Here is a 24,947-nt window from a genome sequence, read left to right as displayed (position 1 = left end):
TTAATCGGCAAAGGTTAGAACTAAATTACTTTCTGCAAATGCTTGGCAAGCAAAAATCCAGCCTTGTTGCTGCTCTTTCTCTGTGAGCATGGGTTCAAGATGGTAACTCACTTGCCCTTCTAATTTTCTGCACATACACATCGCGCATGCGCCGACTTGGCAACGGTTTGGGAAATAGATATCGCTGTTGAGCGCAGCATCCAAGACCGTTTGCCCTTTTTCTACGGTAAAACTGATGTTTTCTGGGTATAAGACTACTTGGTAGCTCATGAAATTCCTAGCTGTTCCCAGATGCTATCAATCTTTTTAACGACATCAGGATCTTTTGTGATTGGAACACCCCACTCACGCAGGCATTCGCCTTCCCACTTATTGGTCGCATCTAGACCCATTTTTGAGTGTCCTGTTTCATTCTGTAGGAACAACGTATCTCTGGCCGGATCCATTCTTGTGGTCACCGCCCAAATAATGTCATTCCAATCACTCACGTTGACATCGCCGTCACACACGATAACAAACTTGTTCTCATCAAATTGAGACCAAACCGCTTCCATGATTTTCTTACCATTACCTGCAGCTTGCTTATCAATAGACACCACAACCATGTTGGCATTATCGTTTTGCAGGTGAATATCAATAATTTCAGGTTGAGTCTTGGTTAACTCAGCTAAGCTGCCCTCTATATGTTCACTATTTACAGGTGCTGATTCGATATCTGGCGATAGTGCTAACTCGGCATCCCACTTCTTAGTGATGTCTAAGCCCATCTTAGAGCCTAACCCAACCACGGGTGATGCAAAATCCAATGAATCGATTGGCGTGTGCTCTATCATCAAGCTATCGCGTGACGGTTCCATATGTTCACACATAGCAGCGGTCACTTGAGACCAGTCTCGTGCATTCACATCTTCATCGCACACCAATACAAACTTGGTGTACATGAATTGGCGTAAGAAAGACCATACACCCATCATCACTCGCTTAGCGTGACCTGGGTATTGCTTCTTCATGGTTACTACTGCCATTCGGTATGAACAACCTTCAGGCGGTAGATAGAAATCTTCAATCTCTGGGAACTGCTTTTGAAGAATAGGAACAAACACTTCATTTAACGCAACACCCAATACCGCAGGCTCATCAGGTGGACGGCCAGTATAGGTGCTGTGATAGATAGGGTTTTCGCGCATGGTTACATGAGTAACAGTGAACACATGGTGCTTTTCTTTCTCGTTGTAGTAACCAGTATGATCTCCGTAAGGCCCTTCGTCCGCGAACTCATTCGGGTCGATGTAACCTTCCATCACGATTTCCGCACTTGCAGGAACGTCTAAATCATTGCTGATTGATTTAACAACCTCAGTTTTACTACCGCGTAGTAAGCCTGCAAACGCGTATTCCGATAAAGTATCCGGCACTGGCGTAACCGCACCAAGAATGGTGGCAGGGTCTGCTCCAAACGCTACAGAAACTGGGAATGGTTTACCTGGGTTAGTTTCCATCCAATCACGCAGATCAAGCGCTCCACCACGGTGGGCTAACCAACGCATAATGACTTTATTCTTACCGATCTTTTGCTGGCGATAGATGCCTAAGTTTTGGCGTTTCTTATTAGGACCGCGAGTAACCGTTAATCCCCATGTTAGCAATGGCGCGACATCGTCGGCCCAACAGCTCATCACGGGGATTTTATCTAGGTCGACGTCATCCCCCTGCCACACCACTTGCTGGCATGCCGCTTTACGAAGACGTTTAGCTGGCATATTTAAGACTTGTTTAAACACCGGCAGTTTATCGAGAGCGTCTTTAAAGCCTTTTGGTGGCTCAGGTTCCTTTAGGTAAGCTAACAACTTACCCACTTCACGCAGTTCTTTCACTTCCTGACGACCCATACCAATAGCCACACGATTAGGTGTACCAAATAGATTGGTTAAAACAGGCATGTCATAGCCTATTGGATTTTCAAATAAAAGAGCCGGGCCACCAGCACGTAGAGTACGGTCGCTAATCTCGGTCATTTCATAGTCTGGATCGACTGGGTGAGAAATGCGTTTCAACTGACCAATACTTTCAAGATGGTCGATAAAATCACGTAAATCTTTAAAACTCATAGGACTTCTACATGCTGATTATTCTGCGCTCAGTATATCAAAAAGGGTGACGCTGAGATCCCCCTTTTTAGTGTGGTTATTGAGAGGCAAAATCCACTTTACGGTAATGCTTGCTCGATCAAAGAGCTCTTCACCTGAGGGTTATCATTTACAAGATCTTGCAACCATCGCGTATGACCTTGTTTGGCTAATTCACGGGCGACTAATGGCGCTTCATCGGCAATCGCCATCCTAGAGACAAGAAACTCCTTCACCTCTTCTGATAGCGGGTTAACCTTGGTAAGCAAAGTAATCGCTTCATCTTTCAAACGAGGGTTCTTAGTCGCAGCCATTACTTGTTCAAGTGCGAACGCTTGTTTGGTTTCAGCAAGGCGGACTAGCTCAGCTTGGCTATGATAATCGGCCTTCATTCGCCATAGAATCTTGTAGACCTCTGGGTCTTCGCTCACTTGCGCTAATCGAACCACCACCTCAGTAGAAGGTAGCCAGCTAACAATCGAGGAGGCCGTGAGTTGCTTAGTCAGATAATCAACCGCTTCAGGAGACAAACTGTCTAGCTTTCTGATTAACAATGCTTCTCGTGTTTGAACTTGATGCTCAGATCCAGATAACCACTCTTTTAGGTCGAGTTCTTGTTTCTCTGCATCTAACACAAACACCAGCGTCTTCTGGTCTTGGCGCCACTGTTTGATGAGCCGGTTGGCAATCGAAGGGTAATTAAAGGCAGGTACCGTAAACTCATAACCATCTCCACGCTCTAAAACTTGGTAAGTTGGCGTGATAGCGAGTTGCTGCTCAATGAAGATAGACATCTTGGGGGTGAGGACAATTTTTTGCTGTTCGAGCTTCTTCAAGAGTTGGTAACGAGCCACTTCTTGTTGGGGAAATGTCAGACGCTCAAGCGCGAAGCGCAGCGAATTAATTTCGTCACGTACGACAAATTCGAGTAATTCAGCAGTTTTCAGTTTTACTTGATCATTCTCAAGCCAAGACTCTACTGTAATTGGAGACATCTCGGTGGCATAGCTCATACCGACCGGGGAAAGTAACAGTGAAGTAGACAGGAGTAATGATGACAACAGTCCATGTTGCATTTTAACTTCCTTTTAACACTTTTGCTCATTCTGCAAGCTGTCGCCATAAAATGCAAATAAAAAGCGCCACCCGAAGGCAGCGCTTTTTAATAACTATCAGCTAATCAAGACTACTGACGACGCATTGCGTCAAAGAACTCATCGTTCGTTTTAGTCATTGCTAACTTATCGATAAGGAATTCCATTGCATCAGTTTCGCCCATAGGGTGAACAATCTTACGCAGGATCCACATCTTCTGTAGTTCATCGCTCTTAGTAAGAAGCTCTTCACGACGAGTACCTGAGCGGTTGAAATCAATCGCTGGGAATACGCGTTTTTCCGCAATCTTACGGTTAAGGTGCAGTTCCATGTTACCTGTACCTTTGAATTCTTCGTAGATAACTTCATCCATCTTAGAACCAGTATCAACTAGTGCTGTTGCGATGATAGTTAAGCTACCGCCTTCTTCTACGTTACGTGCCGCACCGAAGAAACGCTTTGGACGATGTAGAGCATTCGCATCAACACCACCAGTAAGAACTTTACCTGATGAAGGGATAACAGTGTTGTAAGCACGAGCTAGACGAGTAATAGAATCCAACAGGATGACCACGTCTTTCTTATGTTCAACAAGACGCTTCGCTTTCTCAATTACCATTTCTGCTACTTGTACGTGGCGAGATGCTGGTTCATCAAACGTCGATGCGATTACTTCGCCTTTAACTAGGCGCTGCATTTCTGTTACTTCTTCTGGACGCTCATCGATAAGTAGAACCATTAGTTCACACTCAGGATGGTTACGAGCAATGCTTTGAGCAATATTTTGCAGAAGCATTGTCTTACCCGCTTTTGGCGGAGCAACAATCAGACCACGCTGACCTTTACCAATTGGAGAAGCAAGGTCAAGAATACGAGCAGTGATATCTTCAGTTGCACCATTACCCGCTTCCATAACCATACGTTCGTTGGCATGAAGAGGAGTGAGGTTTTCGAAAAGAATCTTGTTGCGAGCGTTATCAGGTTTATCGTAGTTAACCGTGTTTACTTTAAGCAGTGCAAAGTAACGTTCGCCATCTTTAGGTGGGCGGATTTTACCGCCAATTGAGTCACCTGTACGTAGGTTAAAACGACGAATCTGGCTCGGTGATACATAAATATCATCAGGGCCAGCAAGGTATGAGCTGTCGCCGCTACGTAGGAAGCCAAAACCGTCTTGAAGAATTTCTAGAACACCATCACCAAAGATGTCCTCACCACTTTTTGCATGCGCTTTAAGGATGGAGAAGATAATGTCTTGTTTTCTTAGGCGAGCTTGATTTTCAAGACCTAGGCTTTCGCTAAGTTTAACAAGTTCAGACACAGGTCTGTTCTTCAGTTCAGTAAGATTCATAGTGGTGGAAGTTTGTTTAGTCAAAATAGGATCTGTTTTCTTAAGTTAAGAAGGATTTGGTCACAGGCTCGACCAAGAAGAGAATTTGTTCAATTAACGTGCGATAAATTAGCACTAAAACTAAGACTAGTCCATAGCTTAGAAAAAACAAAACCGCGCATTTGTTAACTGCGCGGTTTCTTTTCAAATGCTGACCTGATTATAGGTTAGCGTCTAGGAACTCTTTAAGTTGAGTTTTAGACAATGCACCAACTTTAGTTGCTGCTACGCCGCCATCTTTGAAAAGAAGCAGAGTTGGAATGCCACGAATACCAAATTTTGGTGGAGTTCCAGCATTTTGGTCAATATTTAATTTACCGATTGTGAGCTTGCCTTCGTACTCGTTTGCGATTTCATCAAGAATCGGCGCAATCATTTTACATGGACCACACCATTCTGCCCAAAAATCAACAAGAACAGGGCCTGCAGCATTGATTACATCGTTATCAAAACCGTCATCAGTTAGCTGCAAAATCTTATCACTCATCTTCCACTCCAATGTATTTTTTAGAACTGGTTGGATGATAACCAGTAAATAGATGCCCTATTGGAATGTATTTACTTTCGTATTGCAAGCTTAAGCTGATATTCTATAGCAATGAAAAAGACGCATATCACAGAGCAAAAGTTCGCCGACTTGGATTTACTTCCGCAAGTCATTGAAGGATTGGAGAAAAAAGGGTTCGATTATTGTACCCCTATCCAAGCCTTGGCGATCCCGGTACTGCTCACCGGCCAAGACATTGCAGGCCAGGCCCAAACGGGTACTGGTAAAACGCTTGCGTTTCTAACTGCTACTTTTAACCACCTGCTAAAAACACCTGAGCATGAAGGGCGTAAGCCTAACCAACCACGTGCAATTATTATGGCACCAACGCGTGAACTCGCGATTCAGATCTACAACGATGCTGACTCTCTGGTTGAAAGCACGGGTATCAAAGCAGCACTCGCTTACGGTGGCGAAAGCTACGACAAGCAGCTAGGTAAGATCGAAGAAGGCGCAGATATCTTAATTGGTACTACTGGCCGTATCATCGATTTCTACAAGCAAAAGGTATTTAACCTTAACCACATTCAAGCTGTTGTGCTTGATGAAGCCGATCGTATGTTTGATCTGGGCTTTATTAAAGACATTCGCTTCTTGTTCCGCCGTATGCCTGAGCCTAAAGATCGCCTGAACATGCTGTTCTCTGCGACGCTGTCTTACCGTGTACAAGAGCTGGCGTTCGAGCACATGCACAACCCAGAGCACGTGGTTGTTGAGCCTGAGCGTAAAACAGGTCACCGCATTCAAGAAGAGCTGTTCTACCCTTCTAACGAACATAAGATGGCTCTTCTACAAACGTTAATCGAAGAAGAATGGCCAGATCGCGCAATCATCTTCGCTAACACGAAGCACAAATGTGAATCAGTTTGGGGCCACTTGGCTGCCGATGGTCACCGTGTAGGCCTGCTAACTGGTGATGTTCCTCAGAAGAAACGTGAGAAGATTCTTGAGCAGTTCACCAAAGGTGATGTTGACCTTCTTGTCGCAACTGATGTTGCAGCTCGTGGCCTACACATTCCTCAAGTAACACACGTATTCAACTTCGACCTACCTGATGATTGCGAAGATTACGTTCACCGTATCGGTCGTACAGGTCGTGCTGGTGAAAGCGGTCACTCGATCAGCTTTGCTTGTGAAGATTACGCAATCAACTTGCCACCAATCGAAGAATACATTGAGCATGCTATCCCAATGTCTGACTACGATGCTTCTGCACTACTAGAAGATCTGCCAGCACCGATGCGCTTACGTACACGTAACCCTCAACAACGCCGCTCGAACAACAATGGCCCACGCAACGGTAACCGTAAACCAAACCAGAACCGTCGCCCACGCCAACCGCGTCATAACAAGGAAGCTTAGTCGCTTATGAGTCAAACAGTGTCACCCCCGCTTTATGCTGCAATCGACCTCGGGTCGAACAGTTTTCATATGCTCGTTGTGCGTCACATCGATGGCAGCGTACAAACCATGGCTAAGATTAAGCGTAAAGTGCGTTTAGCAGCAGGCTTAGATGAAAATAATGCGCTTAGTACTGAAGCCATGCAGCGCGGTTGGGACTGTTTGAGTCTCTTTGCAGAGCGACTGCAAGATATTCCGAAAGAAAATATCCGCATTGTTGGTACAGCGACCCTACGTACCGCTATCAATGTGGATATATTTCTCGAGAAAGCGAACCAGATCCTTGGTTACGACATCAATGTTATCTCTGGTGAAGAAGAAGCTGCGACTATCTATAAAGGCGTAGCACACACTTCTGGTGGCAGCGGCCGCCGACTAGTGGTTGATATTGGTGGTGCAAGTACCGAGATGATCATCGGTGAAGGTTTCTCAGCCAAAGCCTTAACCAGCCTAAAGATGGGTTGTGTTACTTGGCTTGAACGCCACTTTAAAGATCGCCAATTAACCGCAACCAACTTCAACAATGCCATTGAAGCGGCTAAGTCTACGTTGGCTCCTATCCTAGATAGCTACACTGATATCGGATGGGATGTGTGTGTTGGTGCCAGTGGTACCGTTCAAGCACTGCAAGAAATCATGTTGGCGCAAGGCATGGATGAAGTCATTACTCATGCCAAACTTAAGCGTCTACAAAAACAAGCAATGATTACCGAGCGCTTAGAAGAGCTTGAGATTGAAGGCTTAACCCTTGAGCGCGCACTCGTGTTCCCAAGTGGTCTTTCTATTCTTATCGCGATTTTTGAGCTGCTTGAAATCGATTCAATGACACTCGCAGGCGGTGCACTCCGTGAAGGCCTAGCCTACGAGATGGTGGATGAACTTCGCCAAGAAGATATTCGTGCTCGCACCATTAAGAGTGTTCAATCACGCTATCAAATGGACGTAAGCTACGGCGAACAAGTTGCTGTAGTCGCACAAACTCTATTAGAGCAAGCGGGCGCCGAAACATGGGTTTTTGAACCTCAAGCAGGTGTGCTATTGCAAACTGCGGCTAAGCTTCATGAGATTGGTTTAACCATTGATTTCAAAAAAGGCGGCGAACACAGCGCTTACCTACTGCAGAACTTAGACCTGCCTGGCTTTACTCGAGCGCAAAAGCACTACTTGGGTGAGTTAACTCGCCGCTACCGTGAACAGTTAACCTCATTGCCTGAGCAACATGCAGTCTCAGGCACCAGTAGCAAGCGTATTTTGCGAATCCTGCGCTTAGCTATTTTGCTGACTCACCGTCGCAATCCAGCGCTAGAGCCTGAATTTAAGCTTGCAACCGATGGTAACAACCTGACCTTAACGCTTTCTAAGCAATGGCTAGCAGACAACCCGCTGACCGCTGCTGAGCTAGAGATCGAATCGAACCGCCAAACCGATATTGGCTGGCCATTGAATATTGAATGCCTCTGATATTAGTATCTGATGCTAGAAATTAAAAAAGCCCAAGTTAGTAGACTAACTTGGGCTTTTTCTTATCGCTGCATTAATGCTTTGTGTTACAAATCTCAAACTTAAGCGTTAACACCTGTCGCTTTAAAATCAGGGTTCACTGCGGTTAACTTCTTAACCACGTAATTAAGAAGCACACCGTACATAGGCACGAACAAACCTAAGCTAATGATGAGTTTGAATCCGTAATCAACCAACGCAATCTCAGTCCAGTGCTCAGCCATGAATGGATCTGGGCTTTGGTAGAAGGCAATCGCAAAGAACGCGATGGTATCAATGGCATTACCAAAAAGTGTCGAACACGTTGGCGCAACCCACCATTGCTTCATTTGGCGTAAGCGGTTGAACACATGCACATCCAAAATCTGACCGAGCAAATAAGCCATGAAGCTTGCCGCTGCGATGCGTGCAACAAACAGGTTGAACTCGCCTAGTTGACTAAAGCCTTGGAATGAACCTTCAAAGAACACAACAGACAATAAATAAGAAACGGCCAGTGCAGGCAACATCACTAAGAAAATGATTTTACGAGCAAGCTGCGCGCCAAAAATGCGTACTGTGAGATCGGTCGCTAGGAAGATAAACGGGAAAGTGAAAGCACCCCAAGTGGTGTGCATACCGAAGACGGTAAAAGGTAGCTGAACCAGATAGTTGCTTGACGCAATAATCACCAAATGGAACAAAACTAATAGTGCTAGGGCTTTGCGCTGTTGCGCAGGGGTAAAATTACTCATGCTGTACCTTTTTAGTTTGGTTTGGGGGTGAGGGAACCCAAATCGAGTCATTTCTTCAAATAAACTAAGAAAGCTCTTACCAATAATGTGAATTAAAAATGTTTCTATAATTTGCTCTATTGAGCGGCGGGCGATTATACATTAATCACTATTGGCTGCAATGGTGAGAACAAACGCAAACGTTTATCCTCACTTTAATTAGTGAATGACACTAGAAGATCTGTTTTTTAAAGCGATATTTTTAGAAGCTATGCTAAACGTTAGAAACCATGCTTGAAGTTAGAAGCCACGCTTGAAAAGCGTCGCGAGATAATCGAACTCTTCTCGGCTTTCTTCAGCGTTTAACGACTCAAACCAAATTGATTCGCTGTAATGCTCAGACTTTAAGAACATTCGACAGTCTTCAAAATCAATCAACCAAGAGTGCATGTCAGCGTCCCATTGTTTTTCAACAACAGAAGCGGACAGCAATGCCACCAGCTTTTCACCTAACACTTCGTAAGAATCAAAATCAAAACTTGGAGACGTAATCAATAAACGTCCTTCCTCAGCCAAATATTCTCTTAAGCCAAATTCTGTTGGTGTTGTCATGTCCCTATCAACCTTATTCTTTTTCTATGAACTAACCGTTCTTATAAGCTAAACGCTTCTGAAAACTAGCAATCAGCCAATTAGCCGTGTGTGGTGATGTGTTCTTGAATCAAATCTAAGAATGGATCAGCGTACTTATCGAGTTTGCGTTGACCGACACCATTCACTGCCAGCATCTCACCATAAGATGTGGGTAGGATTTCAGCCATATCAATCAGCGTCGCATCACTGAATACCACATAAGGTGGCAAGCCATCTTCATCAGCAATCGACTTACGCAGCTTACGCAGTTTGGCAAACAGCTTCTTATCGTAGTTCTTACTGCTCAGTTTATCGGACTTCGCATTACGCACTGCTGTATCTAAACGAGGCACAGCCAGCTCCAAAGACATCTCTCCGCGCAGTAACGGACGTGCTTCTTCGGTTAACTGTAACGTCGAGTTACGAGTGATGTTCTGGAACAACAAGCCCTTGTGAATCAGCTGACGGAAGATACTGATCCAGTAGTCGTGACTATGATCGCGGCCAATACCGTAAGTAGACAACTTATCGTGACCATTATCTCGGACGCGGATATTTTGCATACCACGCATCACTTCCACCACGTAGCCCATACCAAATGACTGATTAACACGATACACACAAGACAACGCCTTCTGCGCCTCTTGGGTCGCATCAAAGTGCTTGGGGGGATCTAGACAGATATCACAGTTGCCGCATTGCTTATCACGATATTCACCAAAGTAGTTGAGCAGTACCTGACGACGACACGTTTGCGCTTCGGCAAAGGCGCTCATCGCGTTAAGTTTATGCATCTCAACTTGTTTCTGCGGACCTTCTTCTTTCTCATCCAGCATACGACGTAGCCAACCCATATCAGCCGGGTCAAACAGCATCATCGCTTCTGCAGGCAAGCCATCACGACCCGCACGGCCAGTCTCTTGATAGTAAGATTCGATATTGCGTGGAATATCAAAGTGCACCACAAAGCGCACGTTGGGTTTATTGATACCCATACCGAAGGCCACAGTCGCTACCACGATCTGAATATCATCACGTTGGAAAGCTTCTTGAACGTAAGCACGTTCGTCGGTATCCATGCCAGCATGGTAACCCGCAGCGCGAATACCGTTATTGCACAGCTTCTCGGTCACCATCTCCACTTTCTTGCGACTACCACAGTAGATGATGCCGCAATTGCCTTTCTGTGTTTCTAGGTAGCGAACCACCTGTGACACGGGCTTATGCTTCTCAACCAAGTTGTAACGAATATTAGGGCGATCGAAGCTACCTAAATGCGTATGCGGATCCACCAACTGCAAACGCGAGATAATATCTTTGCGCGTTGCATCATCAGCGGTTGCCGTTAGCGCCATATAAGGCACATGCGGAAAATACTGTTTAAGCTGGCCTAATGATGCATATTCAGGGCGGAAATCGTGTCCCCACTGAGAGATACAGTGCGCTTCATCGACCGCAATCATCGAAAGCGGTAAACCTTGTAGACGCTCGATAAAGTCACGCATCAACACGCGCTCTGGCGAGACATACACCATTTTCAACTGACCTGAGTTCATACGATTAAAGACCGAGATCAGGCTCTCTCGCGGCATCGACGAGTTAATGCACTCTGCCGCGACACCGTTAGCTTTCAGCTGATCAACCTGGTCTTTCATCAACGAAATCAGCGGTGAGATAACCAGAGTCAGCCCTTCACGAACCAAAGCCGGGATTTGGTAACACAGAGATTTACCGCCACCGGTTGGCATAATCACCAAGCTGTCTTTGCCCTCAACGGCCAAATCAATGACCTCTTGCTGACCATCGCGAAAGCTTTGATAGCCGAACACATCTTGCAAGATGGTTTGCGCATCATTCGCGGGAGTTGGTGTTTGCTCAGCAATCAGAGTGGCGGTCATTGTGGTTCCTAATCAAGGTATAAAGTCAGCCTGCAGCATTGGCAAGCAAGGCGCACATTGTAGAGGGGAACGCTGGCGAATTAAACCGCAAATTGTTAGGTGAAAAGGGTTAACGCTCCTATACTGACCAACTCTCTTTATAAATCTTATTAATAAGCACTCAGGGCTAGAGAAAGTTACATGACACAGGAAGAACAACAACGTACGCGACAGGGAATTTTGCTTGCCGTCGGCGCTTACACCATGTGGGGAATCGCTCCCATATATTTCAAATCTTTAAGTGAAGTATCCCCATTTGAGATTCTTAGCCACCGTGTAGTATGGTCTTTTTTCCTACTCGCTTTTCTACTGCACATGAGTCGTGGCTGGCGTAAGGTTCGAGACACCCTCACCTCCAAGCCCAAAATGCTTTATTTAGTCGCCACTTCGATTTTAGTGGGCGCCAACTGGCTTATTTTCATTTGGGCGGTGAACTCCAATCACATGCTAGATGCCAGCTTAGGCTATTACATCAACCCGCTGATTAATGTGTTGCTCGGGATGTTCTTCCTTGGCGAACGCTTACGCAAGCTTCAATGGTTTGCCGTTAGTCTTGCTGCGATTGGCGTGATAATTCAATTGATCGCGTTTGGCTCTGTGCCGATCGTTGCCATTGCCCTAGCCTTCAGCTTTGGTTTCTATGGCTTGTTACGTAAAAAGGTGAGCTTGGAAGCTCAAACTGGCTTATTCATTGAGACGCTGGTGATGCTGCCTATCGCTGCAACGTACTTATTGTTTATCGCAGACAGCGCAACGTCAGATTTCTCGATGAACCCAATGCAACTCAATCTATTATTGGTTGCAGCAGGTGTGATCACCACGGTTCCACTGCTTTGTTTTACTGGCGCTGCAACCCGCTTGAAGCTATCGACACTCGGTTTCTTCCAGTACATCGGCCCAAGCTTAATGTTCTTACTGGCGGTTCTGATTTACGGTGAAGCCTTTACTTCAGATAAAGCGATTACCTTCGCCTTTATTTGGGGCGCTCTGGTGATTTTCAGCTTTGATGGCCTACGTAACAACAAGAAGAACAAACGCGCTAAGCAATAACACTGATCGTTTTTTACAAGACAATCCCTTAATACGAAGATAAGCTTGGTTGAATTGATGACTATTTGACCAAGCTTTTTTGTACCATGGATAAAGTCCACTACTACTCTACCCCAACAGAAGATATCAGCCTGATCCAAGCTCAGTACCAAGAGTTTGCCTTTCAGCGCCACTATCATTTGGACTTTCACATTGGCTTAATTACCCAAGGACAGCAGAAATTCGTCTATAAAGGGACGAGCCATAATGTTGGTGCTGGCCAAGTTGTTATCATGCCACCCGATGAGTTGCATGATGGGCACTCCAAGCTCGATTCGGGTTATCAAGTCAGTGTGTTTGCCGTGTCTCCCCAATGGTTTCAAGATCTTGCCGATCCCAAGCAAAATGGTCACACATTAGGCTTTTCTGAGTTGATCCTCTCCGATCAAGCTGCATTTTCACAATTGCGCAACTTACACGGCCTATTAATCCATCAAAACATCAGCCAGCTCGCTCAAGATTGCTTACCTTTCGAAGGGTTCTCGACGATTGTCGATCGTTATGCGAAATTTGGATCGAAGAGTGACATCAAACTGGGTAATCAATCGATTGATACGCTAAAAGACTACTTGATGGCAAACTTGGATCAACCAGTGCGATTAGAACAATTGTCTGAGTTGTGTGGTTTAACCACGACTCAATTCCAACGCCATTTTAAAAACAGAATGGGCATTACGCCTTATGCATGGCTGAGCCGTTTACGTATGGAACAGAGCATGCGTCTGATTAAGTCTGGGATATGCGGTACCAAGGTCGCGCATCAAGTAGGCTTCTATGATCAAGCACACTTCTCTAAGGCTTTCAAAACCACGTTCGGCGTCCCACCGTCACAAATCAACTAAGTGTTGATAATTTACAATTGCTCGATTTCAAATCACGGTAAGCTACGCTCAATACGATTACTTATTAAAAAATAGCGGCAACGTTATTGAGAACTGACGATGAACGAAGTCACCATACTGATCACCCTAGCCTCTATCCACTTCATCGCTTTGATGAGCCCCGGCCCTGATTTTGCGTTAGTCGTGCAAAATGCGACGCGTCACGGACGCCAGACAGGCTTGTACATTGCGCTTGGTTTATCTTGCGGGATCTTGCTGCACTCATTGCTAAGCCTGACGGGAATCAGTTACCTAGTCCACCAACAACCGACATTATTTGCCATTATCCAACTAGCCGGCGGTAGCTACTTGCTGTACTTAGGCTACGGTGCACTTAAAGCAACCTGGCAAATCATTCAGAACCACGATGATGATGCCGATATCGTTAATTCCAACGATCTGATTCTCACCAATAAGCGTCAGGCATTTTCGAAAGGGTTTGCGACCAATATTCTCAACCCAAAGGCTTTGGTGTTCTTTATCAGCTTGATGTCGAGCCTAGTGCCTGCCGACATGTCTCTATCAGGTAAAGGCTTTGCGCTTATCATCCTATTTGGTCTGTCTCTGTTTTGGTTCTCACTACTGGCGTGGATGCTTTCGACTAAGGCATTGCAAAAGAAACTCAGCGAAGCAACGGTATACATCGATGGCTTATGTGGCGTGGTATTCAGCCTTATTGGCGTGAGTATTCTTTGGCAGTCGCTGTCCGGTTTAATCGCTTAAATTCGAATCAAGATTACAATTCGTTAACAACACTCTGGCTATCTCATCTTTCCACTGCCAATCTAGCTCTGCATATTACAAGGAGAAGATCATGCAGTGGAAAACAAAACTAACAACCCTCGCCACTTCTACCCTACTTTTTGCCTCTCACGTCAGTTGGGCAAATCAAGCTGCCGATTCCGTCGCACCCGAACAAAGTAGTGGTTTAGAAACCAAACAACTCGTTAAAGCCAATGATTGGATGGTCACCGCAGCCAACCCATTAGCAACGCAAGCTGGTGCTGATGTACTTGCTCGTGGTGGTAACGCCATTGATGCCATGGTTGCCGTCCAGCTTATGCTTGGCTTAGTTGAGCCTCAGTCATCAGGTATTGGTGGTGGCGCGTTCCTTGTTTATTTTGATGGCAAGGACAAGCAACTCAAAACCTACGATGGTCGTGAAACTGCGCCACTTGACGCCACACCACATCTATTCCAAGACGAAAACGGCCAGCCGCTTAAGTTTTATGATGCCGTTGTTGGCGGTCGCTCCGTTGCGACACCAGGCACGGTGCAATTACTGTGGGACACTCACCAGAAGTACGGCAAGCTCGAATGGGCATCACTGATTAAGCCTATTGCTCAGCTGGCTGAAGAAGGTTTTACTATTAGTCCACGTTTAGCCACCTTGATTGAAAATGACCAACAGCGACTAAGCCGCTTTGCCACTACCAAAGCCTACTTCTTCAATGCCGATGGCAGCCCGAAAACAGCTGGCACGCAACTTAAGAACCCAGAGTACGCGGCAACGTTAAACGCTATTTCTAAGAACGGTGCTAAGGCCTTTTACCAAGGTGAGATTTCTACCGACATCATTAACACAGTACAAGCAGCGAAAGGTAACCCGGGCGTATTAGCACAGAAAGACTTCGACGCTTATTCGATCAAGCAGCGCGAACCGGTTTGTTCTGCTTATGAAAGCTACGATATTTGCGGAATGGGGCCACCAAGCTCTGGTGCGTTAACGGTTGGGCAGATCTTAGCGATGACCGAGCAGTTTGACCTCAAATCATGGGGACCAAACGATGCGAAGTCTTGGCAGGTGTTAGCAGACGCTTCTCGCCTAGCTTTTGCAGACCGTGGTATGTACATGGCGGATCAAGATTATGTGCCAATGCCTACCCAAGGGTTAGTGAATACTGACTATTTGCAGGAACGCGCTCAGTTAATTACCGCAGGTAAGGCATTGGCAAGCGCACCTTCAGGCACACCGCCGTGGGATCACGCGATGCAGAGAAGCCAAGATGTTTCTATTGAATTGCCGTCCACCAGCCACTTCAATATTGTCGATAGCGATGGCAATGTCGTTTCGATGACCACCACCATTGAGAATGCCTTTGGCTCGCGTTTGATGGTTAGAGGTTTCCTACTCAACAATGAACTGACGGATTTCTCATTCAAGACCCACAACGATGGTAAGCCTATCGCCAACCGACTTGAACCGGGTAAGCGTCCGCGCTCTTCAATGGCACCGACCATCATCATGCAAGACGATAAACCTTACATGGCAATTGGCTCTCCGGGAGGCAGCCGTATCATAGGTTATGTAGCACAAGCGATCATTGCTCATACCCAATGGGACATGGATATTCAGCAAGCCATCAATCAACCACACTTCCTAAACCGCTTCGGTACCTTAGATTTAGAAAAAGGAACATCAGCGGAAAACTTCAAACCTGAGCTAGAAAAGATGGGATTTGAGGTCAACGTTCGCGATCTTAACTCTGGTTTACACGCGATTCGCATCACAAAAGATGGTTTAGAAGGCGCTGCAGACCCTCGTCGTGAAGGTGCAGCCATTGGTCAGTAGGGAATAATCCTCCCTTTTTACTCGCTGCCTTGTGCGAGATCTCTCACAAGGCAGTGAGTAAATATCGATATTTGATGACGAAACTAGTCACCTAGATATCGTAACCAATTGAAATAAAACGATACGTACATTTATCATTCAAATAATTATATAGAAATTCGCTTATGCACCATTGCTGATAAATAAGGAATCGGTAATATGAATGGTGTCGGAAGGATGCTGACACGGAACAGGAAACGCCAAGGACTTGGTTATCTTCAGGATGAAGATTCGATTACTCAGGATGAATAATCGGCATGGATAGCGAAATGGACATTGAATGGACGCAATAGTAACTAGGATGGTTGCTACTAAGGAAAGACAATGGACACCTCTGGACGAGGAAAGGACTGAACATCAGGATGATGTAAAGGACACCGCTCAAGGAACAAGTGACGCGCGCTAACGAGGATTGTTGGCAGATCAGGATAAGATCAAGGACACCGCTAGGAAGGCGACGAAAGGAATACGCTGAAGGATAACAGCACACTATCATGGATTTGATGAATGGAGCACACTTAGTAGCCGGATTGCTGCGAGTAAGACTACAGACCCCGATGAGCGCAAGCTCTCGGGGTTTTTCTTTATCTGTCGTTTCACTTATTCCTCTCTCAAACAAATAAATCAAAGACCTTTAATTACAATTCTGACATTTAAAGCATTCACTTCTTAACCACTTCCGAGTAACGTAAGTCTTACTAGGCTCAACTAGTTTCATAACCATAATTAAACTAAGGACAAATTCATGTCACACGTTACCTTCAAAGGCGCTGCTGTACCACTAACAGGCACATTCCCACAAACTGGCGAACAAGCACCAAGCTTTGCACTGACTGCAGGCGACCTTTCTGAACTGACTCTTGCTTCTCTTGAAGGCAAGAAAGTGGTTCTAAACATCTTCCCAAGCATCGACACAGCAACGTGTGCGACGAGCGTACGTACGTTCAACGCAAAAGCAGCAGATCTTGAGAACACAGTTGTTGTTTGTATTTCTGCTGACCTACCGTTTGCGGCGGGTCGCTTCTGCGAACTAGAAGGCATTGAGGGCGTTCAACACGCCTCAACTTTCCGTTCTCCTGCATTCGCATCAGACTACGGCGTAGCGATTGCTGAAGGCCCACTATCAGGCCTAACAACACGCGCAGTTGTCGTTGTTGATGAAAAAGGTGTGGTAACACACAGCGAGTTAGTTGCAGAGATCACTGAAGAACCAAACTACGAAGCGGCGCTTGCAGCATTGTAAGTCCCACTTTATGCAGAAATGCCTTAAGCTCGTATTAACCTAATTTAGGTCGGTACATAGCAATAAAAAGAGCAGCCATTGGCTGCTCTTTTTGTTTTTAATAATGAACGATTTTTAGATGCCGAAATAGCAGATTAAAGCTGCTCTAATCGAGCGTAAGCCGTTACTAACCACTTAATCCCTTCACCGTTAAACGCAACTTGAACTCGACTCTGTGGGCCACTTCCCTCGAAGTTGATGATGGTACCTTCACCAAACTTAGGGTGCTTAACGCGAGAACCTAAGCTAAAGCCTGTTTCGTTAAAGTTCTCTTTCACGGCGGTTTGACTAAAGCGACCACTGCTTGCAGGGCGGCTCACTTGCGCTTTCATACGCACTTCATCCAGACATGTCTCTGGTAGCTCACGAATAAAACGAGATGGCTTGTGATACTTGTCTTGACCGTACAAACGACGCATCTCTGCGTAAGTGATATAAAGCTTCTCCATCGCACGCGTCATGCCTACGTAACACAGGCGACGCTCTTCTTCTAAGCGCCCTGCTTCTTCTGCTGACATCTGGCTTGGGAACATACCTTCTTCCACACCCACCATGAAGACCATTGGGAACTCTAGGCCTTTGGCACTGTGCAGGGTCATGAGCTGAACCGCATCATCAAACTCATCAGCTTGGCCTTCACCCGCTTCCAAAGCCGCATGAGTTAAGAATGCTGTTAGCATGCTCATTTCATCCGCTTCTTCTGGTTTTTCAAACTGACGCGTTGCCGTTACTAATTCTTCCAAGTTCTCAATACGTGCCTTCGACTTCTCGCCCTTCTCTTGCTCGTACATCGCAAACAAGCCCGACGATTTGATCACGTGGTCGGTTTGCTCATGAAGCCTCAGTTCTATCGTGTCATCTTCAAGCGCATTGATAAGCTCGATGAAGCGGCTCAATGCACCCGCAGCACGGCCTGGAAGCACTTGCTCTTCTATCAGAGCAATACTGGCTTGCCACATGGTTGCACCACGGTCACGCGCCGCAAGACGAATCGTTTCTAACGTTTTATCACCCAGGCCACGCGTTGGCGTATTGACGACACGTTCGAATGCCGCATCATTGCTGCGGTTACTCATTAAACGCAGGTAGCTCAAGGCATCTCTGATTTCCTGACGCTCGAAGAATCGCATGCCGCCGTAGATTCGGTAAGGTAGACCACCTTGAATCAAAGCTTCTTCAAGCACACGCGATTGGGCGTTATTACGATAAAGCATCGCGGTATCTTCTAACGCACCGCCTTTCTCTTGCCACTCTTTGATTTTGCTAACCGTGAAACGCGCTTCATCTAACTCGTTATAAGCTGAGTAAACAGAGATAGGCTCACCATCATTACCATCCGTCCAAAGCTCTTTACCCATACGTTCGGTGTTGTTCGAGATAAGCTCATTCGACGCCTGCAGAATGGTTTTGGTTGAACGGTAGTTTTGTTCGAGTCGAACCGTTGAAGCACCTGGGAATTCATCCAAGAACTTCTGAATATTTTCAATCTTGGCACCACGCCAGCCATAGATAGATTGGTCATCATCACCCACGATCATCACGCGACAATCCGGGCCCGCCATCATACGTAACCAAGCGTATTGGATGTTGTTGGTATCTTGAAATTCGTCGACAAGGATATGCTTGAAGCGAGCTTGGTAGTGCTCTCGGATGTGTTTCTTATCGCGCAATAGTTCATGCGATCTCAACAAGATTTCCGCAAAGTCGACCAAGCCAGCACGGTCACATGCTTCTTGGTAAGCAGAATAGATCTTTAACCACGTTTGAGTTATTGGATCATGGTAGGCGTCGATGTGATTTGGGCGTAATCCCTCGTCTTTCTTGCCATTGATCCACCAAGAAGCTTGCTTGGCAGGCCACTGCTTTTCATCAAGATTTTGCGCCTTGATTAAGCGACGTAGCAAACGAATCTGATCATCAGAATCAATAATCTGGAAATCTTCTGGCAGTTTTGCATCTAGGTAGTGAGCACGAAGGATGCGGTGACAGATACCATGGAAGGTGCCATTCCACATGCCTGACGAGCTACCCATCATCAACTCTTCAATACGACCACGCATCTCTGCTGCCGCTTTGTTGGTGAAGGTAACCGACATGATAGAGAACGGCGATGCTTGCTCTACGCTTTGCAGCCAAGCGATGCGATGCACCAACACTCGCGTTTTACCACTGCCAGCACCTGCCAGAATAAGTAGGTTTTCTAAAGGTGCTGCGACCGCCTCACGTTGTTTATCGTTTAGGCCATCGAGTAAAAGCGAAGGATCTATCATTGGATATGCTCACTACTGGGTATTTATACATAAAAGCTGATTATAACCTAAACACTAGGCTGCGTTTAGGATAATAAGAAGAAAAAACAATCAAAAAATAACATCATACAATCAGTAACTTAATAGCTAACACATCATTAATATTGATATTTTTTATAATGCAGTGAAATTATTTCCGAGTTCTTCCTATCCTTTTTAGTAAGCAAGTTAACAACTTATTAACCTGCGATATAAAAATACTATTAAGTCCTAGAGGGAATGACTATGAAAAATTCTAATCTTGCTGTTACAGCTGCAATCACAAGTGTACTAGCGTTCGGCGGTGCAGTTCTTACATCAGCGCCTGCAGAGGCAGCAGCAAAAGAAAAATGCTACGGCGTGGCAAAAGCTGGCCAAAATGATTGTGCAACCAAAACAAGCTCATGTGCGGGTACAGCAAAAGAAGACAACCAATCCGATGCATTCGTGGTCGTTCCTAAAGGACTGTGTGGCAAATTATCAGGTGGTGACACTCAATCATCATAATTGAGCTGCTAAGTATGGTGAGCTGACATTCAGCTCACCTCCACTTCCTATTAGGAGAACCGTTGTGACTGACACTCTTCATCCCAATGCAGGGGTTGGCCTTAGAACACCGCACTTGGACTTCTTTAGCCAAAATCCAACTTTAGTGAGTTGGTTAGAGGTTCACAGCGAGAACTACTTTTTAGCTCAATCACCGCAACGCCAACAACTCAGAGAAATACGTAACGCCCACAACATAAGTTGTCACGGTGTTGGATTGTCTCTAGGTTCAGTTGATCGCATCAACCCCAATCACTTGCTGCAGTTGAAAGAACTCATCGATGACATCGAACCGTTCTTGGTTTCTGATCACCTAAGCTGGAGCCAAACTGGCGGTCATTACTTCAATGACTTATTACCGCTGCCTTATACCGAAGAGGCGTTAGAAGTCTTTTGCCGTAACGTGTTAGAGGTTCAAGATAGCTTACAACGCCCTATGCTAATTGAGAATCCATCCAGTTACCTTGCCTTCAAGCATTCAACTATCCCAGAGTGGGAATTTTTGGCCGAGGTACAGAAGCGCACCGAGTGTCGATTATTACTCGATTTCAATAATATTTTTGTCTCATCTTTTAATCATGGCTTCAGCTGTGAAGAGTACTTAAGCGGAATTCATGCAGACAAAGTGGAAGAGATTCACTTGGCAGGTTTTACCAAAAAGAAGCTTGAACAAGGTGAGATCTGGATAGATACACACAGCAAACCTGTCTGTGACGAAGTGTGGCAACTCTACACGCAATGGATCGCACAACATGGTTCGCGCCATACCTTGATTGAGTGGGATCTAGATATCCCAGAACCACAAGTCTTATTGGCTGAAGCAACCAAAGCCAGTGATATCTTGTATCAACACGACAAGTTCAACCAAAGGAGTCGCGCATCATGAGCCACTCCCTAGCAGATGTTCAATTGGAGTTTGCTAACGCCCTACGCTACCAAAACAGTGGTGAGCATTGCGACATAGTGAGCGACCATTTTACTGATGAGCAACGCATTCAAATTTACCGTAATAACTTTGTGATTAGCTTGAGCGAAGTACTGGCTGCTACGTATCCACTCACTGAAATGCTGGTTGGTGAAGAATGCTTCCAACAGATGGCTCGTCGACATGTCTTAAGTTATCCATCAACCTCTGGTGATGTCAGTGGTTACGGAGAACATTTTGAACAGACTATCCAAGCCTTTCCTGCCGTTATTGAGGCTGCCCCTTATCTCGCTGAAGTGGCTTTGTATGAATGGAAAAAAGATAGCTTGATGAGATGCGTTTCAGAGTCACATGTCGACCAACGCCCCCTTTCTTGTTTAGCTGATGTGCCACAAGAACAGCAAGGCGCTTTGGTCTTCCATCTCCAAGATTCAATAACGCTAGTCAATTCTAGCTATACGATGATCGCGCTTGAGCAAGCTATCTATCAGCAACAATTCGACGGGTTAGACATCAACCAACCTGAATTTGGGGTGTTAATCCGCGCCGAGAATTCACAGGTTGAGAGCCATTGTGTGACAGAAGAATGCCACCAACTATTAACTGAATTGCAATCGGGTCAAACGCTCTCAGCGATAGACCCTTTACTACTACAACATCTGAATACTGTCATGGCACTTAACGTCATCTCAGGCTTTTCAATCAATGCCGAATTGGAGACATAATATGGATAACAACACAGTCACGAACATGATGGCTCAATACGACAGTTTGATTGAGAAATCACAGGCACTTTTTGTTCCCGTACTACTTCTGTTTTGTCGCCTATGGGTGGCGTGGGTCTTCTTTAATTCAGGACTCACCAAGATAGCCACTTGGGATAGCACCCTTTACTTGTTTGAATTGGAATACCAAGTGCCTCTTTTGCCTTGGGAATTGGCCGCTTACATGGGTACCGCAGCTGAATTGATTCTGCCGGTATTCTTAGCGCTTGGCTTGTTAACCCGACCAATGGCTGCAGTGCTGTTCGTTTTCAATATCATGGCCGTCGTGTCATACCCTGTATTGTGGGCACAAGGCTTCTATGATCATCAGCTTTGGGGATTAATGATTCTTATCGTCGTGGTATGGGGAGCTGGACCATTTTCATTGGATAGAATCTTAAAAGCGCAGTTCAAAAACTAAACCTCTTTTCCATGGTCTCTAAATTTACATAGGTCCAAAACGCAAAAAACCACTCAATTGAGTGGTTTCTTTTTATCTGGAATAAACTACTTGTTTAGAAAAGCTTGTAGCTCTTCAGCAGAGATACCTTGCTCGGCTAGCTCTTTTGCTAGTAGCTGAACTTGTTCACCTTTACGAGATTCAACCACGCGTTGAAATTGGTAAATGATATCTCGCAAAGTATCAATTGGAACTTGTTTTGCCGCACTGCGAATACGCTCTTCACTTTGGTTTCCTAGCTCTTTAAGCAATTTACCAAACATGACCTTTTCAGGTGCATCTTCCATTTGTTCTAAGATGCGCGCCATTTCGTAGGTTGTTAATGACATTACAGTATTTTCCGTTGGGGACTAACGTTTCAATGAGTGACAAATATACCATGTTTTAACGTTTCGCAAACCGCCATTTGTATATTTTGTCACCCTTGAGACTTATGCCTTAGCAAACGTCGTGTGCCATGACTTACCCGCTTTGCTCGCAAGCACTAACAATGCAGGAACAATAAGGAACATTTGCAGCGCAATCATCACTTGAGACGTTAAATCAAGACGTTGCATCGTACCAACAAGCAGTCCAGAACCGCTCATTTGGAACAAGCCAAGCAACGCAGCTGCGGTACCCGCACGGTCACCAAAAGGTTCAAGTGCCTTACCGGCTGCAGCACCAAGAATCCAAGCGAAGCCAACTGAAGATAGGAAAATCGGCAGCATGAATGCGATCGCGCTAGCATGCTCAGCAAGCACCAACATAACCACACCCGCTAATCCAAGCGTTGAAATACCGACAACCAATGCTTTGTAAGTACCAAAACGGTCCATAAACTTCGGCGCAGTAAATGCAGCCGTGATGTTGATAACCGCGTTGATGCCAAACCAGAACGTAAACTCATTCATCGTCAAACCTAGGTTTTCCATCAGCACAACAGGTGCAGAGGTAACGTAAGCAAGAATGACCGCCATCGCCATCAAGCATAAGGTTGCATGGAAGATGAATGATGGTGTTTTCAATACCGACCAGTAACGCTCAAGTTTGAACACCGCGACCTTTTCTGTCGCCGGATTAGACTCTTTCATTTGGAAAAACAAAATGGTGCCAACCACGACAGCGAACACAGCCATAAAGCTAAAGTTCGAGCGCCAGCCAAACTGTTGAGTTAACCAAGCACCCAGAATCGGTGCTAGTGCAGGAATAAAGCAAATGGCACCATTGAGGTAACTGATCATACGGCCACTCTTCTCAGGGCCAAATAGATCGCGAACCGTCGCAAAGGCTGCTACAGAAGTCGCACAAGCTCCTAAGCCTTGTAGCAGCCGAGCTATTAGCATCATATCAATCGATTGAGCTGCCCACGCCAAGCAAGCACTCAATGCATAGATACTAACACCTCCCAATGCAACGGTTCGACGTCCTAACTTATCAGCCAAAGGGCCTGCAAATAACTGCCCGACACCCATGGCGAATAAAAACCAAGTAATTGTATCTTGTGCTAGTGCGTGTTCCACGTGAAACGCTGTTGAAATTTGTGGCAGAGCTGGAAGATAAATATCTATAGCCAGAGGGCTAAATAGAACCAGCATTGCCAATAAAGCAACCTGCAGTTTACTAGGGGTTGGAAGCGCGTTAGAAGGCACAAGATTCTCCGAATGAGTTAATTTAGGTGCATAATAACCAACTAAAGATATGAACAAAAATGGCATATACTCATTAGCATTATTCCAAATAGGAAACTCACATGAATATCGAGAAACTATCACGCCTCGACCTCAATCTATTGGTTTGCTTGCAGGTGCTGATGGAAGAGCTGAGTGTCACTCGCACCGCACATCGATTATGCTTGAGCCAATCGGCCGTGAGTAAGTCGCTAGCCAAGCTTCGTGAACAATTTAATGACCCCCTTTTCACACGAAGTGCTCATGGCCTACGTCCAACACCGAAAGCTGTTTTCCTTAAGCCTCGGTTAGAAACGTTGATCAACCAACTTGATGTTCTCACTCAGCCTGAGACATTCATTCCCAACAACAGCGACCACAGCTTTCACATTGCTGCCGTTGAGAGTGTTTACCCGCTGATTCTTCCTCACTTCTTACCGGCGATATTTCGACAAGCACCTAAGGTCAATATCAACACCCACGCGTGGACCGAACAAACCTTTAAGAAGCTACAGCTTGGTGAGTTAGATATCGGACTCACAGGCAAAGACATCGACATCAACGACGCGCGCTTAACCATGCTGCCGCCAGACGACATCTGCGAACAAGAGATCTACCGTGATGCACAGATGTGTGTGTTAAGGCGTAACCACCCTGCTCTAAGTGGTAAATGGGATTTGGGAACCTACCTTGCGCAGCGTCATGTACAAGTAAGGTGTGATGGGAATGATCGATGGCTACTCGACTACAAACTTGCCGACCTTGGTCACCAACGTGATATCGCGATTTCTGTTCCAGACTTCAATAGCGCCGCAAGCCTGTGTACTTACACCGACTTTGTGTTTACCGCACCAAGCCACTTTACTTACCTCGTCGCTAAGCAACTCGACTTAGTGGTTGTTCCTTTACCAATGGAATTCCCACCGATGGCATACACTTTGTTTTGGCACCGTGACAGAGAAAATGACCCAGCCTTAACTTGGTTGCGAGATATCATCAAAGAAAAAACTCTGCACCTTAGATAAAAATGGCGTACAGCGTTTGCAGCAAACGAACAAAAGCGCTAGCTTATTGACCTAATAAGTCCCCTCGCATGTATATCGACTGTGA

General features: G+C 45.7%; 23 protein-coding genes. 12 read left to right on the top strand and 11 right to left on the bottom strand.

Annotation, left to right across the window (positions count from 1 at the left end; translation table 11 throughout):
* From K08M4_RS00305 to trxA, 5 genes are all read right to left on the bottom strand, one after another.
* On the bottom strand, positions 1-270 hold the full coding sequence (locus K08M4_RS00305) for a 2Fe-2S iron-sulfur cluster-binding protein (protein ID WP_017081534.1): 270 nt from the start codon (positions 268-270) through the stop codon (positions 1-3).
* Positions 267-2,108 (bottom strand): 4-hydroxy-3-polyprenylbenzoate decarboxylase, encoded by a 1,842-nt coding sequence (gene ubiD, locus K08M4_RS00300; protein ID WP_086048523.1) that lies wholly within the window; start codon positions 2,106-2,108, stop codon positions 267-269. Before ubiD ends, K08M4_RS00305 begins: the two co-directional genes overlap by 4 nt.
* Before the next feature lie 98 nt (positions 2,109-2,206).
* Positions 2,207-3,202 (bottom strand): hypothetical protein, encoded by a 996-nt coding sequence (locus K08M4_RS00295; RefSeq protein WP_086048522.1) that lies wholly within the window; start codon positions 3,200-3,202, stop codon positions 2,207-2,209.
* Positions 3,203-3,312: 110 nt separating this feature from the next.
* Positions 3,313-4,572: a transcription termination factor Rho gene (gene rho / locus K08M4_RS00290; RefSeq protein ID WP_029222011.1), complete on the bottom strand. Its 1,260-nt coding sequence runs from the start codon at positions 4,570-4,572 to the stop codon at positions 3,313-3,315.
* Positions 4,573-4,771: 199 nt separating this feature from the next.
* Complete coding sequence (gene trxA, locus K08M4_RS00285; RefSeq protein WP_004736635.1) at positions 4,772-5,098, bottom strand: thioredoxin TrxA; 327 nt, start codon at positions 5,096-5,098, stop codon at positions 4,772-4,774.
* Positions 5,099-5,209: 111 nt separating this feature from the next.
* On the opposite strand from trxA, the gene rhlB reads away from it, so the two are divergent.
* Both rhlB and gppA read left to right on the top strand, forming a co-directional pair.
* Entirely contained in the window at positions 5,210-6,520 is a 1,311-nt protein-coding gene (gene rhlB / locus K08M4_RS00280) for an ATP-dependent RNA helicase RhlB (protein ID WP_086048521.1), read from the top strand.
* A 6-nt stretch (positions 6,521-6,526) separates the two neighbouring features.
* Complete coding sequence (gppA, locus tag K08M4_RS00275; RefSeq protein WP_086048520.1) at positions 6,527-8,020, top strand: guanosine-5'-triphosphate,3'-diphosphate diphosphatase; 1,494 nt, start codon at positions 6,527-6,529, stop codon at positions 8,018-8,020.
* A gap of 101 nt (positions 8,021-8,121) precedes the next feature.
* Here gppA and K08M4_RS00270 read toward each other — a convergent pair whose 3' ends face one another.
* From K08M4_RS00270 to recQ, 3 genes are all read right to left on the bottom strand, one after another.
* Entirely contained in the window at positions 8,122-8,793 is a 672-nt protein-coding gene (locus K08M4_RS00270; protein ID WP_004736638.1) for a 7-cyano-7-deazaguanine/7-aminomethyl-7-deazaguanine transporter, read from the bottom strand.
* A gap of 279 nt (positions 8,794-9,072) precedes the next feature.
* The gene (locus K08M4_RS00265) at positions 9,073-9,384 is read right to left on the bottom strand and encodes a DUF3630 family protein (protein ID WP_009848192.1); all 312 of its coding nucleotides are present in this window, start codon (positions 9,382-9,384) and stop codon (positions 9,073-9,075) included.
* Between the two features lie 80 nt (positions 9,385-9,464).
* Entirely contained in the window at positions 9,465-11,303 is a 1,839-nt protein-coding gene (recQ, locus tag K08M4_RS00260) for an ATP-dependent DNA helicase RecQ (protein WP_086048519.1), read from the bottom strand.
* A 180-nt stretch (positions 11,304-11,483) separates the two neighbouring features.
* Between recQ and rarD the strand changes: the two genes are divergently transcribed.
* The 5 genes from rarD (at position 11,484) to tpx (ending at position 17,166) form a co-directional block, all read left to right on the top strand.
* Entirely contained in the window at positions 11,484-12,392 is a 909-nt protein-coding gene (gene rarD, locus K08M4_RS00255; protein ID WP_086048518.1) for an EamA family transporter RarD, read from the top strand.
* 86 nt (positions 12,393-12,478) lie between these two features.
* A complete protein-coding gene (locus K08M4_RS00250) occupies positions 12,479-13,273 on the top strand; it encodes a helix-turn-helix transcriptional regulator (protein WP_017081539.1) in 795 nt (264 codons plus the stop codon).
* A gap of 99 nt (positions 13,274-13,372) precedes the next feature.
* Positions 13,373-14,035 carry a LysE family translocator gene (locus tag K08M4_RS00245; protein WP_054548411.1) on the top strand — a complete coding sequence of 221 codons (663 nt, stop codon included), beginning with the start codon at positions 13,373-13,375 and terminating at the stop codon, positions 14,033-14,035.
* A gap of 91 nt (positions 14,036-14,126) precedes the next feature.
* Entirely contained in the window at positions 14,127-15,884 is a 1,758-nt protein-coding gene (gene ggt / locus K08M4_RS00240) for a gamma-glutamyltransferase (RefSeq protein ID WP_086048517.1), read from the top strand.
* Positions 15,885-16,668: 784 nt separating this feature from the next.
* Positions 16,669-17,166, top strand: coding sequence for a thiol peroxidase (gene tpx, locus K08M4_RS00235; protein WP_086048516.1), 498 nt, complete (start codon positions 16,669-16,671; stop codon positions 17,164-17,166).
* Positions 17,167-17,300: 134 nt separating this feature from the next.
* Here the strand turns inward: tpx and uvrD are convergent, their stop codons facing one another.
* Entirely contained in the window at positions 17,301-19,475 is a 2,175-nt protein-coding gene (uvrD, locus tag K08M4_RS00230; RefSeq protein ID WP_017077758.1) for a DNA helicase II, read from the bottom strand.
* Between the two features lie 264 nt (positions 19,476-19,739).
* On the opposite strand from uvrD, the gene K08M4_RS00225 reads away from it, so the two are divergent.
* From K08M4_RS00225 to K08M4_RS00210, 4 genes are all read left to right on the top strand, one after another.
* Positions 19,740-20,000 carry a BufA1 family periplasmic bufferin-type metallophore gene (locus K08M4_RS00225; protein ID WP_016783738.1) on the top strand — a complete coding sequence of 87 codons (261 nt, stop codon included), beginning with the start codon at positions 19,740-19,742 and terminating at the stop codon, positions 19,998-20,000.
* 64 nt (positions 20,001-20,064) lie between these two features.
* Entirely contained in the window at positions 20,065-20,925 is an 861-nt protein-coding gene (bufB, locus tag K08M4_RS00220) for an MNIO family bufferin maturase (protein ID WP_086048515.1), read from the top strand.
* Positions 20,922-21,689: an HvfC/BufC N-terminal domain-containing protein gene (locus K08M4_RS00215; RefSeq protein WP_086048514.1), complete on the top strand. Its 768-nt coding sequence runs from the start codon at positions 20,922-20,924 to the stop codon at positions 21,687-21,689. The genes bufB and K08M4_RS00215 overlap by 4 nt, the downstream gene beginning before the upstream one ends.
* A 1-nt stretch (position 21,690) precedes the next feature.
* Positions 21,691-22,149 (top strand): DoxX family protein, encoded by a 459-nt coding sequence (locus tag K08M4_RS00210; RefSeq protein ID WP_004736653.1) that lies wholly within the window; start codon positions 21,691-21,693, stop codon positions 22,147-22,149.
* Between the two features lie 86 nt (positions 22,150-22,235).
* Here the strand turns inward: K08M4_RS00210 and tsrA are convergent, their stop codons facing one another.
* Together tsrA and K08M4_RS00200 are read right to left on the bottom strand one after the other, a co-directional pair.
* The gene (tsrA, locus tag K08M4_RS00205) at positions 22,236-22,517 is read right to left on the bottom strand and encodes an H-NS-like global regulator TsrA (RefSeq protein WP_004736654.1); all 282 of its coding nucleotides are present in this window, start codon (positions 22,515-22,517) and stop codon (positions 22,236-22,238) included.
* A 102-nt stretch (positions 22,518-22,619) separates the two neighbouring features.
* The gene (locus tag K08M4_RS00200; RefSeq protein WP_029222012.1) at positions 22,620-23,819 is read right to left on the bottom strand and encodes a multidrug effflux MFS transporter; all 1,200 of its coding nucleotides are present in this window, start codon (positions 23,817-23,819) and stop codon (positions 22,620-22,622) included.
* A 101-nt stretch (positions 23,820-23,920) separates the two neighbouring features.
* Between K08M4_RS00200 and K08M4_RS00195 the strand changes: the two genes are divergently transcribed.
* Positions 23,921-24,862 carry a LysR substrate-binding domain-containing protein gene (locus K08M4_RS00195; protein WP_004736656.1) on the top strand — a complete coding sequence of 314 codons (942 nt, stop codon included), beginning with the start codon at positions 23,921-23,923 and terminating at the stop codon, positions 24,860-24,862.
* Positions 24,863-24,947 lie beyond the last annotated feature (85 nt).

The sequence above is a fragment of the Vibrio syngnathi genome (assembly GCF_002119525.1).
GTDB lineage: Bacteria > Pseudomonadota > Gammaproteobacteria > Enterobacterales > Vibrionaceae > Vibrio > Vibrio syngnathi.
The sequence above is the reverse complement of the archived record's forward strand: the minus strand, read 5'-3'. Positions and strand labels throughout refer to the sequence as shown.

Bases quoted from the DNA above. Each gene is read 5' to 3' on its own strand.
- K08M4_RS00305 (WP_017081534.1), bottom strand. From the start codon at position 270: ATGAGCTACCAAGTAGTCTTATACCCAGAAAACATCAGTTTTACCGTA.
- ubiD (WP_086048523.1), bottom strand. From the start codon at position 2,108: ATGAGTTTTAAAGATTTACGTGATTTTATCGACCATCTTGAAAGTATT.
- K08M4_RS00295 (WP_086048522.1), bottom strand. From the start codon at position 3,202: ATGCAACATGGACTGTTGTCATCATTACTCCTGTCTACTTCACTGTTA.
- rho (WP_029222011.1), bottom strand. From the start codon at position 4,572: ATGAATCTTACTGAACTGAAGAACAGACCTGTGTCTGAACTTGTTAAA.
- trxA (WP_004736635.1), bottom strand. From the start codon at position 5,098: ATGAGTGATAAGATTTTGCAGCTAACTGATGACGGTTTTGATAACGAT.
- rhlB (WP_086048521.1), top strand. From the start codon at position 5,210: ATGAAAAAGACGCATATCACAGAGCAAAAGTTCGCCGACTTGGATTTA.
- gppA (WP_086048520.1), top strand. From the start codon at position 6,527: ATGAGTCAAACAGTGTCACCCCCGCTTTATGCTGCAATCGACCTCGGG.
- K08M4_RS00270 (WP_004736638.1), bottom strand. From the start codon at position 8,793: ATGAGTAATTTTACCCCTGCGCAACAGCGCAAAGCCCTAGCACTATTA.
- K08M4_RS00265 (WP_009848192.1), bottom strand. From the start codon at position 9,384: ATGACAACACCAACAGAATTTGGCTTAAGAGAATATTTGGCTGAGGAA.
- recQ (WP_086048519.1), bottom strand. From the start codon at position 11,303: ATGACCGCCACTCTGATTGCTGAGCAAACACCAACTCCCGCGAATGAT.
- rarD (WP_086048518.1), top strand. From the start codon at position 11,484: ATGACACAGGAAGAACAACAACGTACGCGACAGGGAATTTTGCTTGCC.
- K08M4_RS00250 (WP_017081539.1), top strand. From the start codon at position 12,479: ATGGATAAAGTCCACTACTACTCTACCCCAACAGAAGATATCAGCCTG.
- K08M4_RS00245 (WP_054548411.1), top strand. From the start codon at position 13,373: ATGAACGAAGTCACCATACTGATCACCCTAGCCTCTATCCACTTCATC.
- ggt (WP_086048517.1), top strand. From the start codon at position 14,127: ATGCAGTGGAAAACAAAACTAACAACCCTCGCCACTTCTACCCTACTT.
- tpx (WP_086048516.1), top strand. From the start codon at position 16,669: ATGTCACACGTTACCTTCAAAGGCGCTGCTGTACCACTAACAGGCACA.
- uvrD (WP_017077758.1), bottom strand. From the start codon at position 19,475: ATGATAGATCCTTCGCTTTTACTCGATGGCCTAAACGATAAACAACGT.
- K08M4_RS00225 (WP_016783738.1), top strand. From the start codon at position 19,740: ATGAAAAATTCTAATCTTGCTGTTACAGCTGCAATCACAAGTGTACTA.
- K08M4_RS00215 (WP_086048514.1), top strand. From the start codon at position 20,922: ATGAGCCACTCCCTAGCAGATGTTCAATTGGAGTTTGCTAACGCCCTA.
- K08M4_RS00210 (WP_004736653.1), top strand. From the start codon at position 21,691: ATGGATAACAACACAGTCACGAACATGATGGCTCAATACGACAGTTTG.
- tsrA (WP_004736654.1), bottom strand. From the start codon at position 22,517: ATGTCATTAACAACCTACGAAATGGCGCGCATCTTAGAACAAATGGAA.
- K08M4_RS00195 (WP_004736656.1), top strand. From the start codon at position 23,921: ATGAATATCGAGAAACTATCACGCCTCGACCTCAATCTATTGGTTTGC.